The following is a 16,366-nucleotide window of genomic DNA, read 5'->3' on the forward strand; positions in this document are numbered from 1 at the left end:
AAAATTCTATTTTCTCTATATAATTAGTATTTTATTCTTAAATAAAACTAAGAATGAAATACCAAAAAGCAAGAGTTACAAAGGAAATTGGGATTCCAAAACCAATCATCATACTGCTTAATTTTGGTTTTAATCCGTAAGTTGAAGCTAAGATTGCGCCCGTAATCATTGGCGCCATTGCAGTTTCCATCAAAGTAATTTTTATAACCTCAGAATGCTGATTGAAAATAAACACATACAGCACAAAAATGATAAAAGGAACTAAAAGCAATTTAAAGAAAAGTCCAAGTCGTAAAAATTTCCAATGCTGGCTTTTTCGATCAAAAGTCAATTGCAAACCAACAGAAAGCAAAGCCAAAGGCGTCACCAAACTTCCAATTTTCAGCAATACCGCTTGAAAATTTTCATTTAAATTATAATCAAAAATATTCATCAGGCACGCCAAAACAAACATTAAAAAAGGCGGAAACAAAATAATCTTTTTAAAAATCCCTAAAGCATTAGGACTTCCTTTAGAATAAAATGCCGCTGTAAAAACACCAAGTGTTGAAACTACTACAAAAGTTCCTGGCTGATCTACCAAAACGGCAGTTTCCAAGCCTTTTTTCCCAAATAAAGCTTCAATAATTGGATATCCAAGAAAAGAACTGTTGCTTAACCCTGCGGTTAAAATCAAACATCCAATCAGTTTATTCGACCAACCATTTTTTCTTCCTAAAAAATGAAAAAAAATAAAAGCCAAGATATAAGTAATCCACCCGGCTCCTATTGGAAATAGCAATTCACTACTCCATTTTATTTTTGGAATATGATATAAAGTAATTGCAGGAAGACAAAAATAGATGACAATCTTATTAAGTGTCTTATAAATATGAGTAGGAAACTGTTTTACGTGTTGTAAAATCAAGCCCAACGAAAGAAATAAAAATATTAGAAGAAAGTTGTTCATATCATAAGATCGAGACAAAAATAGTTATTTATATTTTAGTGATTAGTGAAAAGTGATTAGTAATTAGCTTTTCGAACGAATAGCAACTACTTATTTACTTTTGTTACACTTATAACACTTTGACAAGAGTAATTCGCTAATCACTTTTCACTAATCACTTTTCACTAATTACTTTTCACTAATTACTATTCACTAACTACTAAATACCAAAAAGTTAGTTAAAATTTATTTTCGTATTGAAAAACTCACTATATTTGTAACATATTTTATTACAGTATGCTTTCAGGTAAATTTGCTATAACGATTCACATTCTTACTTTGCTCAATAAATTTCCAAATGATTATTTATCATCGGAATATATTGCAGGAAGCATGAACCTCAACCCTGTTTTGGTTCGAAAAGAAATTGCAAACCTAAAAGCACATCATATTGTAGAAAGCAAAGAAGGCAAAAATGGCGGTACAAAACTGTCAGTAGACGCTGCTAAACTGACTCTAAAAGAAATTTTCGAAATGACTTTTGAAACTATTGGCTTAGGTTATGCAAAAAATCAGCCAAACCCTGATTGTCCTGTTGGAAAAAAAATCAATCAGAATTTGGATGCTTTATATAAAGAAATGAATCAAAAAGTTAGTGCGCAACTGGAAAAAATTTCATTAGAAGATTTTTCGAATCAGTTTTAAAAGTATTTTTTTATTTTAAACTGTAACAATTTTTATTACTAAATAAATTTATATATTATGAAAATCGCACTTATTGGAGCAACAGGATTTGTTGGCTCAGCAATTTTAAACGAATTGTCAGACAGAAAACATGAAATTACAGCAATTGCAAGAACTCCAAAAGATACTGCCAACGCAACTTGGGTTGCCGCAGATATTTTTAATGCTGATGCTTTAGCAGAAATTTTAAAAGGACATGATGTTATCATTAACGCTTATAATCCAGGTTGGACAAATCCAAACTATGCCTCTGATTTCGAAAACGGATCAAAATCGATTCAAGAAGCTGCAAAAAAATCAGGTGTAAAACGTTTTATCACAATTGGAGGAGCCGGAAGTTTATATGTAGCGCCAGGCGTGCAGGCAGTTGATACTCCAGAGTTCCCGAAAGAATATTATACAGCAGCTTCTGCTGCAAGAGATTATCTGAATGTTATTAAAGAGGAAAAAGAATTAGATTGGGCATTTTTTAGTCCTGCTCTTGAAATGCATCAGGGAATTACAACAGGAAGAACTGGAAAATACCGTTTAGGTTTAGAAAATCCAGTTTTCAACGACGAGCAAAGAAGTATTTTATCTGTAGAAGATTTAGCAGTTGCTATTGCTGATGAAACTGAAAATGCAAAACATCACCAAGTTCGATTTACTGCAGGTTACTAATTTTTTTTTTCGCCACGAATTCACGAATTCTTTTTTATAAATTCTCTATATCATCCTGAATGAAGTCGAAGGACACGAATTTAGCTCGACAAAAATTTTCAATTTTGATTGTGGAGTATCTAGCGTATCCTCCGACTTCGCTCAGGATGACAAAAAAAAGTTGAAAGAAATTCGTAAATTCGTGGCAAACTAACTTTTTGAAACTGTTTTTGTTTTCAGTACTTTTACAATACTAAAAAAGTATTTTGTCAAGTTTAAAGAAACAGTCGAGCAGTTTAACTGAAAAAGCTGGAATTTCATCTCCTGAAATCACCAATGTTTCAGCTATAAATCTAATTAAAAACAAACGCAGACAACAACCAACTGCTGAAGAATTAATTTCAGGAATACTTTCAGGAAACAGAACTTCTCTAAGCCGTGCAATTACACTTATAGAAAGCACCAATTCTGAACATGCAGAAAAAGCAAACCAAATTATAAATGGCTGTTTGTCTCACGCCAATAAATCGGTTCGAATTGGAATTACGGGTGTTCCCGGAGTTGGAAAAAGTACTTTTATCGAAGCTTTTGGGACCTATCTTACGCAATTAGGAAAAAAAGTGGCTGTTTTGGCAGTTGATCCAAGCAGTTCAATTTCGCACGGAAGTATTTTGGGCGATAAAACCAGAATGGAGGAATTGGTAAAAGATGAAAATGCTTTTATCAGACCGAGTGCTTCTGGAGAAAATCTAGGCGGTGTGGCGCGCAAAACCCGTGAAGCAATCATTTTATGCGAAGCAGCAGGTTTTGACACCATAATTATCGAAACTGTTGGTGTTGGGCAAAGCGAAACTGCAGTTCACAGTATGGTTGACTTTTTTCTTTTGTTAAAAATTTCCGGTGCTGGTGACGAACTTCAGGGTATCAAACGCGGTATTATGGAAATGGCTGACGCCATCGTAATCAATAAAGCCGATGGAGATAATATCAAAAAAGCCAATCAGGCAAAATTAGAATTCAATCGTGCTTTGCATTTATTTCCACCAAAAAAATCAAACTGGCAACCAAAAGTTACCACTTGCAGTGCAATTACAAAAGAAGGTATTTCGGAAATCTGGAATACTATTTCTGATTATTTTGAAATGACTAAGGAAACGGGATTCTTTCAGGAAAAACGACATGAACAAAATCAGTTTTGGATGATGGAAACCATCAATGAACAATTAAAATCACATTTCTATAATCAACCAGAAATTATTTCGCTTTTAGAACAAAATAAAAAAGCAGTGCAAAATGATGAAATTTCACCTTTTGCAGCTGCTTCTGAGTTATTAAAATTTTATTTTTCTAAAAGCCGCTAAGTGACTAAGATACTAAGGTTCTAAGTTTTTTTTCTCGATATCGTCATAGAGCTAAATCGAGAATATACAAAGCATTTCGACTTCGCTCAAAGTGACAAGCAAAATAAGTCACTAAATTAAAAACTTAGAACCTTAGCATCTTAGAATCTTAGCGCCTAAGTTTATATTTACTTTCTTTATATAAATTTCCTGCTGTAATTACGTGTGCTAAAGCATCTTTTGCTAAATCTTCATTTAACTTTACAGGAATTAAAGTGGTGTCGTTTTTGATTTCAAATTGTAGCGGTTTCAAATTTGGTTGCATGATTACAACCTGATTTTCTACTCTAAATGCATTGATATCATTAAACTGCATAATTGATCTTCCTTGTACTTTTTGACCTAACTTAGTCAGGTTTCTTCCAACCATTGGCGTTTCAAACGGAATTCCTAAATAACCTAATAATGTAGGCGGAATATCAATCTGACTAGCTAATCTGTCATAAACTGCTCCTTTTGCAACTCCAGGTCCCATAATAAATGCCGGAATATGGAATTTATTAATTGGCACTAAATTTTTTCCGTACGTTCTTGTATTATGATCCGCAATTACGATGAAAATTGTGTTTTTAAAATACGCTTCTTTTTTAGCCATTTCGAAGAATTTTCCAATTGAAAAATCGGCATATTTCATGGCATTATTAACCGTTGCCGGTTTTTTATCGTAAGGTTTTATTCTTCCTGCAGGATATTCAAAAGGTTCGTGATTTGAAGTTGAGAACATCAAAGAGAAAAATGGTTTGTTTCCTTTTGACTTGAAATATTGATTCGCTTTAGTAACCAAATCTTCATCAGAATAGCCCCAAGTTCCTTTGAAAGCATATTTATTTCCGTCTGATTCAAAATCCGTTTGATCTACGATATCACTGAAACCATTTCCGTTGAAAAACGAAGCCATATTGTCAAAATTGGCCATTCCACCATAAATGAAACTCGTGTCATATCCTTTTTGTTTTAAAGCATCGGCAAGTGTAAAAAATCCTTGTTGAGAATTTCCAAGTCTGACAACACTTTCAGAAGGCGAAGGTAAAAACCCTGTTACAACTGCTTCAATTCCACGCACGCTTCTGGTTCCTGTGCAGTACAAATTGGTGAATAATGTTCCTTCTTTTGACAACTTATCAAATTCTGGAGTCAAAGGCTTTCCTCCTAAAATTCCAACATATTCAGCACCTAAACTTTCCTGAAGAAAAATCACCAAATTATAGGGTTTTTGTCTCACTGAATCTGGTTGTTGTACGTGAAGAAACGGAATTTCAGCATCGGTAAAATCGTTTGGACCTGCAATCATGTATTTTTTCACACGAGCAATTGCTTCGGCTTCATCCATTTTACCGTACATTTTCGTGTTTGCTTCATTTTTAATCGAATAAGCAGCAAAAGCAACAGTGTAAAAAGAATTTAAACCTAAAGTATTTGTTAACTGATCGGTAGAAAAAACAGCATTACTGGCATTAATTGGTCGTTTTGAAGTTAGACTTGAACGCGCACCAAAAAACAATAAAAAAGCCAATAATGGAAAAACCATCAATTTGAATTTATAATCTGTACTTGAAGTATGAAAATATTTTTTCCCTTTTTTAATAGCAAAATAAAGCACGGCTCCCAAAATCAGGAAAGAAACAATAATTGAAGTTAGATAACTTTTCAAAAGCATTCCAACAACCTCTTTCGGGTAGATTAGATAATCTAAGAAAATTTTATTCGGACGTGTATCGTATTGTTTTACAAAATCAGGTGAAGCCAATTCAACAAAAAGTATCAGAAAGAGAAACAAGAAATTATAAAATACCAAAAATTTGTTGGTGAACTTTATTCCTTTATTTGGAATAAAAGTAATAAGGGCAGCCGGAAGAAATGATAAATAACAAAGCAATATCATATCCATTCGCAGACCGATTGGGAAAATATACCAGAAATTTGGCGTTTCGACTACTCTATCTTTAAAAATAAAAAATAAAACAAGACGGCTTAAAGTAGTAATCAGCAATCCGATTGCTATAAAGTTAAAAATGGGTTTTAAGTAACTTAATTTTTTCATTGAACGATTTTATTTTAGACAGTTGCACAATTTAAGACGCACTGCGGTGCGTCTCTACTACTCTTCGTAACGATTAATTTCTCTGTCGTAAAAATCATTTGCTTTCTCGATCAAGCCTTCCATTTCGGCATTTAATTCAGCTTCATCAAGATCCTCAGCTTCTTCTAAAAATTCAACCTCATCATCTTTTAAATTGATAATAAATCGAGGATAATCTAGATGAATGATGAAAATATCATCCGGAAAATCAGTATTGTCTCCAAGTAAAAATTTAGGTAATTCCATTATATTTATTTTTTAGTATTTGTTATTATTTTTTACAGATTTATAAAAAAAATACAATCTGTGATTTATCTTTTATCAAATTTAATTATTTGAATCTGAATTAATGATTAATCTCTTTGTTAAGTAGTGGAAGCGAATGTACAGAAAAATTGCTGCTGTTGTTAAACCCGCCAGAAGTCCAATCCAAACTCCCTGCGCTTTCAGTTCTGTATGTTCTCCTAAATAATATGAAATTGGAAAACCAATAACCCAATAGGCCATAAAAGTGATGTACATAGGGATTTTTACATCCTGCAAACCACGCAAAGCCCCAAGGACCACAACCTGAATTCCGTCAGAAATTTGAAAAACCGCGGCAATTAAAAGCAATTTTGATGCAATGCTTATTACTTCGCTATTATCCAGAACCTGTCCGGTATTTTCCATATTTAAAAAGATGTATGGCAGATATTCGTGAAAAGCGATAAACAAAATTGCAAAAACAGTTTCGAGTATAATTGCCAAAAGGAAAATAGATCTTGCTACAACAACCAGTTTTTTATAATCCATTAAACCTCTTTGGTTACTAACTCTGATCATCGAAGTCACACTTAACCCCATGGCAAACATAAAAGTCATCGACGCCAGGCTCAAAGCAATTTGATTGGCTGCCTGGCTTGTTTTTCCAATATTACCACAAAGCCAAACTGAAGCAGAAAATAAAACTACTTCAAAAAGCATTTGCATTGCAGATGGAAAACCAATACTGATTATTTTTTTTATGGTTGCTTTTTTTATTTCGCTAAAACTGAAATCCTTGAAAAAACGTTTTAAGTCATTTCGTCTGGAAAGCATGATATGCATAAACATTACGAGAAATATTCTTGAAATTACAGTTCCAAGAGCGGCACCAATAATTCCCATTTTAGGAAAAATCCAAATTCCGTAAATCAACATATAATTGATTCCAACGTGAAGCACATTAGCCATAACCATTGCATACATCGAATATTTTGTAAGTGACAATCCGTCGGCAAATTGCTTATAACCTTGGTAAACTATTAAAGGAATTAGTGAAAAAGCAACCCAATCTAAATAAGGTTTTGCCAATTTAATTACATCAGCAGGTTGATCCAGCATTTCCATTATTGGCTTTGCCAAAACAATTATCCCAAAAAGAAACAATCCTAAGATGGCGCATAAAAATAAACCATGATGAAATGCAGAACGAATTTTGACATCATTTTTCTCGGCATCACCTTCGGCTACAATTGGCGTAATGGCTGTCGAAAAACCAATTCCTATTGACATTGCCACAAAAATCATCGTATTTCCTAATGAAACTGCTGCTAATTCAGTAGCTCCAATTTTACCTACCATAATATTATCGACCATACCTATTAAAGTATGCCCGACCATTCCCAAAATTACAGGGTATGCCAGTTTTAAATTATACGAAAACTCTTTTGTGTACTGCTTTAAATTCACTTCTATTTTATTTTGTCGGCAAAGATAGTCAGAAGCTTGGAATTCTATCCTATCAATAAAAAGATATCCCATTTTTAAGGCAAAATTAAGCACACCCTAATATTATGTAACGATTTTTAAAAATTATATAACAAGCTCCAAAGCCCTTGATTATACTTTTACATTATTAATAATTCAAATATATAAGCCATGAGAAAAGTACAAATGTTATGCCTAGCTGCTTTTGCATTTTTATTCGCCAACACTGCCTTCGCACAAGACAGCGCAGCAACAAATTACGATCAGGGATTTAGATTAGGATTCGGGATCAACGGAGGAATTCCAACAGATAACGATTACGACTGGTCACTTGGCGGAGATGTTCGTTTACAATATGATTTGTCAAAAAGAACATCGCTGACACTAACAACGGGATTTACCAATTTATTTATGGGAAAAGATGAACTTGGAAATAACGTAAAAGATCTTGGATTTATTCCTGCAAAAGCAGGTTTTAAAGCCTTTGTTTGGGAAGATCAATTTTATGTTTTAGGTGAAATCGGTGCCGGTTTTGCAGTAACAAACGGTTATGATCAAACCACTTTTTTATGGGCACCAGGAATTGGATACGCAAACAAATACATTGATTTGAGCGTACGTTACGAAGATTATCATGATTTCAGAACCAATCAGGTAGCATTGCGTGTTGCTTATGGTTTTGACTTATAAAAGTTAAGGTTTAATTTATTTTTTGTTTTTGGTATGAACCCGGCAGATTGCACAGTCTGCCGGGTTTGGTGTTTTATATGCTTTCAAATTTCCTAAAAAAAGAAACCCGACAGTCTCGAAGCTTCGGAACTGTCGGGTTTCTTATAAATTTAACATTGAAAAATTATCAAATTATCAAATTGGCACATTATCTAATTACTAGAATATTTTTTATCCGTCAGTGTTTTCATAAAAGCAATCAATTGTTTTTTCTCTTGATCAGATAAGTTCAATTTATCTTCTGGCAATGTCTGATTTGGAACATCAAAACCTTTTCCTAAACCTCCGCCTTCATTATAAAAATCGATAACTTCTTCTAAAGTTTTATAAACACCATTGTGCATGTACGGCGCTGTGAGTTCAATATTTCTGATTGTTGGCGTTTTAAAAGAATGTTTATGAATCGCCGCCTGCGTTATAACAAATTTGCCTAAGTCACCATCAAGTTTTTTATTTTTATCAGGAACACCTAAAATTTCACTTTCAGATCGGTCAAAATTTGGCGGCACGGTACCATTTGTTAGCGGAATAAAATGACATGTAGCACATTTGGCTTTTCCGGCAAATAAATTGAAACCTGCTTTTTCATCAGCTGTAAAATTTGTTTTGTTTTGCATATAACGATCAAATTTAGAATCGTATTTACTTAACGAACGTATATAAGATCCTAAAGCATTTTTTATTGCAAATTCATTTATTTCTCCTTTTGGAAAAGCCTTTTTGAAAGACTGCACATATTGAACATTTTTCTGAATCGCCAAAGCCGATTTTTCCAAAGAGCCATGCATTTCGTTTTCATTTTTAATAACCGCAACGGCTTGATCTTCGAGATAACTCACTCTCGAATCTGCGAAAAATACGCGCTGAAAAGCGATGTTTGAAAGTGTTGGCGTATTACGCTGAATCATTGATTTTCCGTCTAATGAAACTGCTCTTTCCAATCCGTCAGTAAATGCTTTATCTGCATGATGGCATGAAGCACAAGAACGTGTGTTGTTTCCAGATAAAATGGGATCATTGAATAACTTTTTCCCTAATTCAATTTTTTCTGGTGTTGTTTTGTAATCGGGAAAACCAGAGAAAGCTTCTGGATCAAAGGCATCTTTATCAAATAACGTCTGAGCTGTAACTTTTAATCCGCGCTGTTCCTTCATTAACGAAATTCCTAATTCAGATTGCGTTTTAAAAAGTCCTCTGCTTAACGGATTTAAAATTTCATTGATAAAATAAGCACGATCAAAAGCATTAAAATTGGTATTTGCTTTTAGATATTTTTTTCCTTTTTCTAAAACCTGAAGTACTTGTTTGGAATTTGAAACCGACTGATTCTGAAGATAAATACGATAATATTTTTCAATTGTTTCTAAAGATACTAACGCTTCGGGAAGTGAATTCAAAACGACTGGCGAATCAAAACCTGTTATTCCTAAAGTTATAATTCGGTACACTTCTAATCGCATGGCATCAAAAACATGAGCATCAGTCAATTCATTGGAACTTGAAACTTTTTCCAGCCGAATTAAATTTGCAGATAAAACACCCAATTCCTGAATTAATTCTTTTTTATTGGCTTTGTTGTATTTCGGAAAAACCAATTCTTCGATAACCTGAAATCCTTCGGGCTGAACGGTCACTTTATCATTTTCTTCAAATTCAGGTATTGCCGGACCGTTAATTGATTTCGAAACTGCTGGCGAATAATACTCACTTATCATTTCGACCTTTTTATAACTTTCGTGCGCTTCCAGGAACTGCCTCTGAATTTGTACTTCAGTCGAATCTTCCTGCACTGAATATTTCAGCTTTGCAACTTTTTCAATTAATGAAGTAATATCTTTCTGAAATAATTCATTTATTTCTTGATGTTTGCTCTTTTTTTGACAGGAAACAAAAGCCATCACAAACAACAAACAATATATTTTTTTCATGATTTTATGAGAATTAAAAAGAAGAATATTTAGAAAAACAGAAACCACTACCTCAAAATCGAGATAGTGGATTACTGTTTTATAATGACTTAAAAAATTTATCTCGCTAAACCTTTAATAACTACAATTTGACTTGCTTGTTGTTCATTCGGACGGTTAGTTCCGCCATCAACTCCTTTGTATTTTGCACCTGTCCAAGTATGTGGCTGAACGCTTAACATAAAAGTATCAGCAATACCAACTTGCTCCGAAACATCGATCAAAGCACCGTATTCCCAATCTCCAAATTTAGAAGTTCCACCAACATTATATTTTGCAGCATCTGTTGCAGTACGACGGTGATCTAATTCAACTACAACTTTTAAATCTTTTGTAGCAATGTTGTATTGATAGATGTAAGCATCGTGAGTTTCGTCACCATATCCGTTTGCATCTTCCTGAACATAAACGTAATTTTTAGTTACACAGATATTATCTGGATTTTGGAATTTACCTGCAATTCCGCTTCTATTGTCTCCGTCAAGAATAACTTCCAAAGTTCCTTTTAATGGGTCAGCAGCATCAAGATTAAGTCTGTAAACTCTTCCGTATTTCGTTCTTGAACCATCAGCATTTGTTCCGGTTGTTGCTTGTCCGGTTACGTTAAAGTACAATTCACGATCTGCACTGCTTCCACCTTTACGGTAATCCAAATCCTCAACTCGTCCAAATTTTATTCCTTTTAAAGTATTTACTGCAGCATTAATTTGTGCACCAGTAAGCGTTGTATGGTTATCGATTTTTACAAAAGAAACTGGATAGGTTTTGCTAACTTCCATGTCTTTCTCTCTTTGGTTATCATCATTTCTTTTAAGCATGTATAAAGAACCATTTGTTAAATCACCAACAGTATTTGATACATACATAAAAACCTGACCTCCATAAGTTCCAGAATCGTCATCGCCAATTACTACAACTGTTTTACCGCTGTATGCGCTAGAACGCAATGGCAAAGCATTCTCAGCACTTAAACGTCCAAAACCTGATAATTCTTTAGATACAGATGCAGAACCTACATCTCCATAAGGGTTTAATGCATGTGTACGAGATTCTTCACCAGATTCTCCACAAGTCAAATAAACCGGCCCAAAACCGTGTTCTGCCTGAGTTGCCATAGTTGCACCGCATAATCTCCAGGTTCCTCCGCTAGAATTCAACAAATATTCTCCTTTTGTAGGCTTGAATGTTTTATCAAGCGTAATTCTTGAAACGGCAAAGTTATCTTCGTTATTTACTAAAAAAGTAAAAGTTCCATCTGTATTTTTCAATAAACCAGAACCATCCGCAGAACCACCAAAAACAAAGTTTGGGCTATCTGGAAAAACATCATCTGAGCTAAAAAGAGAATAAATTTTTAAATTTTCAAATCCTGCCTGCGCTTTCAATAAACTTGGCGTTACAGACTGGTCTTTCAAGACAACACTTGTTGGTTCGGTTTCATCTTTAGAATCGTTATTACATGATGTAAGTACCGACCCTAAAATAATTAAAGGTAGAATGATTCGTTTCATAAGCTAAAATTGGTTTTTTATTTTTTTACAAAGTAAATCCTAGCATTTTAACTAAAAATGACTTCTATATTATCAAAAAAACAAGACTTTTAGCACAAAACACATTTGTTGCTAAAAAATTTAACAATAAATTAGTAATACAAAATTCTCATAAACTTTCAGTAACATTTAAACAAAAAAAGAGCCTTACTTTAAGACTCTTTTTTTAACTGTGCTTTATAAGCCTCAAAATTGGCTTTTATTTTTTCATCCAGTTCTGGTTCTTTAATATCAGTATGTTTTTGCATTTCTTCCCAAATAATTTTGGCTACAATATATCGCGCCATTTCTTTATCATCAGCGGGAACAATATACCAAGGAGCATAATCTGTTGATGTTTTATTAATTGCCTCTTCGTAATACTTTTGGTATTCATCCCAATGTTCGCGTTCCTTTAAATCGCCTGGCGAAAATTTCCAATGGTGTTTTTCTTCCTCCAAGCGGCGCAACAAACGTTCTCTTTGCTCCTCTTTGCTCAAATGCATGTAAAACTTCATTACAATAGTTCCGTTTTGCGAAATATGCTTTTCAAAATTATTGATCTGTTCAATTCTGTTTTCCCAAAAAGCGGGCGTAATATCTTCAACCGAATTAATTCCCGGCAAATTCTCACCCAAAATATATTCTGGATGCACACGCGTTACTAACACATTTTCATAATGCGTTCTGTTAAAAATCGCAAACTTTCCTTTTTCCGGCAAGGCAACATAATGACGCCATAAATAATCGTGTTCCAATTCGGTTGAATTTGGTGTTTTAAAACTATGCACCACAACTCCTCGCGGATTAAATTCTTTAAAAACTTCCCTGATCAAACTATCTTTTCCCGAAGTATCCATTCCCTGCAAACAAATTAAAACTCCGTATTTATTATGCGCATACATTACATCTTGCAAATTGCTCAACTTTGCCTGAACCTTATCCAGTTTTTCTTCTTTTTCATCATCATCGGCATCAATATTTAATAAAGTCGGAATCTTGCTTAGTTTTATTTTATCTGTAACTTTAAAATCTTTCGGATCTATTGATTTCATATATTTTGATTTTTTTATATCATAAATATACTATTTTTACGTAGCACATTCCTGCTATACATTGCAATACTTTTCAATAAATTGCTTTTTTCCAAAGCCATAACAAGAGCTTCCGTTGGTCGCTTTGTTCTGTCAGGAAAAAATGCAATTTCTTTTCAAAGTATTTCCATTGCTATCAGGGCTAGGCATTGGTTTTCAAAACAACATTTTAATTTCATGGAAAAATTCACATTAGAAATATTATTTCAAATCATCGGAATCGGTTCAGCATCAGGATTATTTTATAACAATGATGCACTTTATATTATTGGCGACAACAGCGGATTTCTTTACGAATACAATATGCAGAATCAGCAATTAAACCAACATCCTTTAATTGACAATCCGACGCAAAATATTCCGAAAAACTTAAAACCAGATTTCGAATCCTTAACAAATCATAACGATACGCTTTATGTTTTTGGTTCCGGCTCCACCGAAAACCGAAACAAAATGATTGAGTTTGACCTTAAAAACAAAAAGGTTTTACAGAAGAATAATTTAGTCGATATATACGGTTTAATGCAAAGTTTTGGCGAAATAAAACCAGAAGATTTCAATTTGGAAGGCGCAATTTTCGATGGCGAAAACTGGTATTTATTCAACCGAGGCAACGGAATTTCAAACAAAAACACGATTTTTACGATTCATGCAAAAAAACTGGATCAAGAATTTGCTTTGATTTCTGTCAATTATAAACTTCCAAAAATAAAAGGTGTTCGTTCCAGTTTTACCGATGCGATTTTAGTCGAAGACAAAATCTATTTTCTTTCAACTGCTGAAGACACAAAATCAACTTACGACGACGGCGAAATTCTGGGAAGTTTCATCGGAAGAATCGATGTCAAAACCATGAAAATTGATTTCACTCAAAAAATAACTTCAATCAATAAGTTTGAAGGTTTGACTTTCTATAAAAAAGAAAATAACAAAATTGAGTTTTTGCTTTGTGAAGATAATGATACGGATGTTTTAGAAACTAAGATTTTTAAATTGACTTTGCCGGTTAAGTAATTTTTTTTAATCTCATTTTATGTCATTTCGACGAAGGAGAAATCACACTAGAAATTCCATAATCAAAATCACCAATCTATGACGATTAACTAGTGTGATTTCTCCTTCGTCGAAATGACAAGATTGTGAAAAGTTGAAATCCAAGCTAAAAACTAAATCCCCAAAACCTACAACCAAAATAAATGCTAAACATTTCAAATTCTTCCAAGAAACCAACTCTAATTATCAGCATTATACTTTCTGTACTTCTTCCGGTTATGGCTATTTATTTTTCCTTGTTATTCAAAAATATAGGAATCAGTCATGAAGTTCAATTTTACATCTCGAGATTTGCAATTTGGATTTCATTATTGTTGCTCTTCTTATATTCTTTAAAAATAGAAAAACAACCTTTTTTGCTTTGGCCGGAAATCGAATATTCTTTTCCTGATTTCGCAATGGCATTATTCAAAACCTTTGTAAAATTATTCATTGCGGTATATTTTACTGGACTTTTAATAATGTTATTTAAAATTACAGGCGAAAGTGCGGTATTACAAAAAGCTTTGGCACTTTTTAAAAAGAGTTACATTTTACTTTTTTTTACTTGCGTCACTGCCGGAATTACCGAGGAATTAATTTTCAGAGGTTATTTAATGCCAAGGCTAGAACTGCTTTTTAAAAACAAAATTCTGGCTATTATTATTTCCAGTGTTCTGTTTGGATTGCTGCATATTGGTTATGGAACATTGCTGAATGTAATTGGTCCAATTGTTATCGGACTCGTATTTGCGATTCAGTATGAAAAATACAGAAACATTAAAATTCTGATAATCTGTCATTTTTTATGGGATCTTTTTCTTTTGATGGCAAAAACATAAAAAAACCAACTAAAAATAAAACCCACAAAAACAGCCGTTTACAACACAATTTAAATTATTTTTATATTTATTTCATCTTCGTCCCAACCTTTTTATCTATTTCGCTCTCTTTATAAATAAAGACCAACATTGTGATAAACGAAACGCTAATTTCTAACTGCAAAAAAATGAACCGCGATGCCCAGCGTCAGGTTTATGAGCATATGGCTCCAAAATTGTATCGCGTTTGCAAACGATACCTCAAGAAAGAAGAAGAAATTGAAGAAGCTCTGGCCGACGCTTTCTATACCGTATTTACCAAATTAGACCAGCTCAAAGAAGACAAAGCTTTTGAAGCCTGGGCCAGAAAAATTACCGTTAATCACTGTTTGGCAACCATCAGGAAGAACACTAATTTCAATATGTATCTTGATGATGTAAAAGTGCTTTCGCAACCTTTTACAGAAGAAATGAGCGAGTTAGAAGAGGAAGATTTACTCAATTTATTAAACCATATTCCGGATGGATGCAAAACGGTTTTCAACCTTTTCGTTATTGAAGGTTTCGGTCACAAAGAAATAGCAGCAATGCTAAATATTTCTGAAGGCACCTCAAAATCACAATTGAATGCGGCCAAAACCAAATTAAAAGATCTGGTTAATAAATTGTATTATCAAAAAGCAAAATAGTCATGGACAATCAAGATAAAATATTCGATAGATTTAAAGAAGCGGCAGAAAATGCTCCCGCAAAAGATTTTCCGGGAATGGAAAAAGTCTGGTCGCGCGTTGAACAAAAACTCGACAAAAAAGAAGATAAAAAAACAATTTCTCTTTGGAAAAAAATTGCAGTTGCAGCTTCACTTTTGTTAGTAATCTCATTAGGTTATCAATTTCTGAAAACAGATAAAAAAGCAACTTTAGAAAGTACAGATCAAGTTGTAACCAATGATACACAAAATCAAACAACTAAAAACAATTCGGCAGAAAAAAGTAGTGCGCCAGTTTCATCAGATTCACAATTAGTTCCAAAAGAAGAAGGTGCGGCAATTTTACAAAATCAGATAAAACATAAACAAAGCGTTGCAATTCAGGAAACAACGGGTTCTGGCACTACAGAAGAATTAGCATTGCCAATAAGTCCTGGAACCCAAGAAGTAATTGTAGCAGCAAATGAAGAAAGCGCTGACGAAGAAAGTGACAACATCGTTTCTAAAAAAGAAGTGACGCCACAAATGGGTTATTCAAGTTATCCTGAAAGAGAATCTGCAAAAGTTGCTTTTGCTGACAAACAAGCGTCAAAAGCTAAAAAAAGTGCTCCTTTAATTATTATGAACGGAAACGCAATGGCGCACAGCGATGATGCAAAAAGAGATAAAATGATGCAGGCAGAACTTCCTAATGTACAACCTGAAAATGTCGAATCACTAGTAATTCTGGACGAACCACTTTACATTATTGACGGGATATATTATTCGGAAAATGATTTATTCGGAAAAAATCCAACAAGTCCATATGCGCCGTTAAATCAGCAGGACATCAAAACAATAACCATTTTACAAGACCTTGAAGCTACTGAAAAATATGGCGAAAAAGGGAAAAAAGGAGTTGTAATAATTACCACAAAAACAGGAAAACCAACTCTGAAAAAATAATCTTAAGCTTTGTCAAAG

Annotated in this window: 15 protein-coding genes; 8 read left to right on the forward strand and 7 right to left on the reverse strand. The window is 33.5% G+C overall.

All coding sequences use genetic code 11. The annotated features are described in order from the left end of the window. Window positions 1-37 precede the first annotated feature (37 nt). The gene (locus GQ47_RS10290) at window positions 38-949 is read right to left on the reverse strand and encodes an AEC family transporter (protein ID WP_035647940.1); all 912 of its coding nucleotides are present in this window, start codon (window positions 947-949) and stop codon (window positions 38-40) included. A 276-nt stretch (window positions 950-1,225) separates the two neighbouring features. Between GQ47_RS10290 and GQ47_RS10295 the strand changes: the two genes are divergently transcribed. The 3 genes from GQ47_RS10295 to meaB all read left to right on the forward strand — a co-directional run bounded on the left by GQ47_RS10295 (window position 1,226) and on the right by meaB (window position 3,672). Further along, window positions 1,226-1,633 (forward strand): RrF2 family transcriptional regulator, encoded by a 408-nt coding sequence (locus GQ47_RS10295; RefSeq protein ID WP_035647943.1) that lies wholly within the window; start codon window positions 1,226-1,228, stop codon window positions 1,631-1,633. A 57-nt stretch (window positions 1,634-1,690) separates the two neighbouring features. Next, the gene (locus tag GQ47_RS10300; protein ID WP_035647946.1) at window positions 1,691-2,332 is read left to right on the forward strand and encodes an NAD(P)-dependent oxidoreductase; all 642 of its coding nucleotides are present in this window, start codon (window positions 1,691-1,693) and stop codon (window positions 2,330-2,332) included. A 245-nt stretch (window positions 2,333-2,577) separates the two neighbouring features. Further along, a complete protein-coding gene (meaB, locus tag GQ47_RS10305) occupies window positions 2,578-3,672 on the forward strand; it encodes a methylmalonyl Co-A mutase-associated GTPase MeaB (protein ID WP_035647949.1) in 1,095 nt (364 codons plus the stop codon). Between the two features lie 148 nt (window positions 3,673-3,820). On the opposite strand, the gene GQ47_RS10310 is transcribed toward meaB, so the two are convergent. From GQ47_RS10310 to GQ47_RS10320, 3 genes are all read right to left on the reverse strand, one after another. Further along, complete coding sequence (locus tag GQ47_RS10310) at window positions 3,821-5,752, reverse strand: LTA synthase family protein (protein ID WP_035647952.1); 1,932 nt, start codon at window positions 5,750-5,752, stop codon at window positions 3,821-3,823. A 57-nt stretch (window positions 5,753-5,809) separates the two neighbouring features. Next, the gene (locus GQ47_RS10315; RefSeq protein WP_026984926.1) at window positions 5,810-6,037 is read right to left on the reverse strand and encodes a hypothetical protein; all 228 of its coding nucleotides are present in this window, start codon (window positions 6,035-6,037) and stop codon (window positions 5,810-5,812) included. 81 nt (window positions 6,038-6,118) lie between these two features. Further along, on the reverse strand, window positions 6,119-7,504 hold the full coding sequence (locus GQ47_RS10320) for an MATE family efflux transporter (protein WP_035648195.1): 1,386 nt from the start codon (window positions 7,502-7,504) through the stop codon (window positions 6,119-6,121). A gap of 189 nt (window positions 7,505-7,693) precedes the next feature. Between GQ47_RS10320 and GQ47_RS10325 the strand changes: the two genes are divergently transcribed. Then, window positions 7,694-8,212 carry a hypothetical protein gene (locus GQ47_RS10325; RefSeq protein WP_035647955.1) on the forward strand — a complete coding sequence of 173 codons (519 nt, stop codon included), beginning with the start codon at window positions 7,694-7,696 and terminating at the stop codon, window positions 8,210-8,212. 191 nt (window positions 8,213-8,403) lie between these two features. On the opposite strand, the gene GQ47_RS10330 is transcribed toward GQ47_RS10325, so the two are convergent. The 3 genes from GQ47_RS10330 to GQ47_RS10340 form a co-directional block, all read right to left on the reverse strand. Beyond that, a complete protein-coding gene (locus tag GQ47_RS10330) occupies window positions 8,404-10,179 on the reverse strand; it encodes a cytochrome-c peroxidase (protein ID WP_035647958.1) in 1,776 nt (591 codons plus the stop codon). Window positions 10,180-10,277: 98 nt separating this feature from the next. Beyond that, window positions 10,278-11,729, reverse strand: coding sequence for a PhoX family protein (locus tag GQ47_RS10335; RefSeq protein ID WP_051951472.1), 1,452 nt, complete (start codon window positions 11,727-11,729; stop codon window positions 10,278-10,280). A 191-nt stretch (window positions 11,730-11,920) separates the two neighbouring features. Next, window positions 11,921-12,802, reverse strand: a complete 882-nt coding sequence (locus tag GQ47_RS10340; protein ID WP_035647960.1) for a PPK2 family polyphosphate kinase — start codon at window positions 12,800-12,802, stop codon at window positions 11,921-11,923. 216 nt (window positions 12,803-13,018) lie between these two features. Here GQ47_RS10340 and GQ47_RS10345 point away from each other — a divergent pair, with 216 nt between their 5' ends. The 4 genes from GQ47_RS10345 to GQ47_RS10360 all read left to right on the forward strand — a co-directional run bounded on the left by GQ47_RS10345 (window position 13,019) and on the right by GQ47_RS10360 (window position 16,348). Further along, window positions 13,019-13,855 carry a DUF6929 family protein gene (locus tag GQ47_RS10345; RefSeq protein ID WP_035647962.1) on the forward strand — a complete coding sequence of 279 codons (837 nt, stop codon included), beginning with the start codon at window positions 13,019-13,021 and terminating at the stop codon, window positions 13,853-13,855. Between the two features lie 182 nt (window positions 13,856-14,037). Then, complete coding sequence (locus GQ47_RS22865) at window positions 14,038-14,715, forward strand: CPBP family intramembrane glutamic endopeptidase (protein WP_081909340.1); 678 nt, start codon at window positions 14,038-14,040, stop codon at window positions 14,713-14,715. A gap of 167 nt (window positions 14,716-14,882) precedes the next feature. Then, window positions 14,883-15,383, forward strand: a complete 501-nt coding sequence (locus tag GQ47_RS10355) for an RNA polymerase sigma factor (protein WP_035647964.1) — start codon at window positions 14,883-14,885, stop codon at window positions 15,381-15,383. A gap of 2 nt (window positions 15,384-15,385) precedes the next feature. After that, complete coding sequence (locus GQ47_RS10360) at window positions 15,386-16,348, forward strand: hypothetical protein (RefSeq protein WP_035647967.1); 963 nt, start codon at window positions 15,386-15,388, stop codon at window positions 16,346-16,348. Window positions 16,349-16,366: the final 18 nt, after the last annotated feature.

Source organism: Flavobacterium sp. ASV13, from assembly GCF_000745775.1.
Lineage (GTDB): Bacteria > Bacteroidota > Bacteroidia > Flavobacteriales > Flavobacteriaceae > Flavobacterium.

What these genes read in the sequence shown, in the direction of transcription:
- GQ47_RS10290 (WP_035647940.1), bottom strand. Translation starts at nt 949, where the DNA reads ATGAACAACTTTCTTCTAATATTTTTATTTCTTTCGTTGGGCTTGATT.
- GQ47_RS10295 (WP_035647943.1), top strand. Translation starts at nt 1,226, where the DNA reads ATGCTTTCAGGTAAATTTGCTATAACGATTCACATTCTTACTTTGCTC.
- GQ47_RS10300 (WP_035647946.1), top strand. Translation starts at nt 1,691, where the DNA reads ATGAAAATCGCACTTATTGGAGCAACAGGATTTGTTGGCTCAGCAATT.
- GQ47_RS10310 (WP_035647952.1), bottom strand. Translation starts at nt 5,752, where the DNA reads ATGAAAAAATTAAGTTACTTAAAACCCATTTTTAACTTTATAGCAATC.
- GQ47_RS10315 (WP_026984926.1), bottom strand. Translation starts at nt 6,037, where the DNA reads ATGGAATTACCTAAATTTTTACTTGGAGACAATACTGATTTTCCGGAT.
- GQ47_RS10325 (WP_035647955.1), top strand. Translation starts at nt 7,694, where the DNA reads ATGAGAAAAGTACAAATGTTATGCCTAGCTGCTTTTGCATTTTTATTC.
- GQ47_RS10330 (WP_035647958.1), bottom strand. Translation starts at nt 10,179, where the DNA reads ATGAAAAAAATATATTGTTTGTTGTTTGTGATGGCTTTTGTTTCCTGT.
- GQ47_RS10335 (WP_051951472.1), bottom strand. Translation starts at nt 11,729, where the DNA reads ATGAAACGAATCATTCTACCTTTAATTATTTTAGGGTCGGTACTTACA.
- GQ47_RS10340 (WP_035647960.1), bottom strand. Translation starts at nt 12,802, where the DNA reads ATGAAATCAATAGATCCGAAAGATTTTAAAGTTACAGATAAAATAAAA.
- GQ47_RS10345 (WP_035647962.1), top strand. Translation starts at nt 13,019, where the DNA reads ATGGAAAAATTCACATTAGAAATATTATTTCAAATCATCGGAATCGGT.
- GQ47_RS22865 (WP_081909340.1), top strand. Translation starts at nt 14,038, where the DNA reads ATGCTAAACATTTCAAATTCTTCCAAGAAACCAACTCTAATTATCAGC.
- GQ47_RS10355 (WP_035647964.1), top strand. Translation starts at nt 14,883, where the DNA reads ATGAACCGCGATGCCCAGCGTCAGGTTTATGAGCATATGGCTCCAAAA.
- GQ47_RS10360 (WP_035647967.1), top strand. Translation starts at nt 15,386, where the DNA reads ATGGACAATCAAGATAAAATATTCGATAGATTTAAAGAAGCGGCAGAA.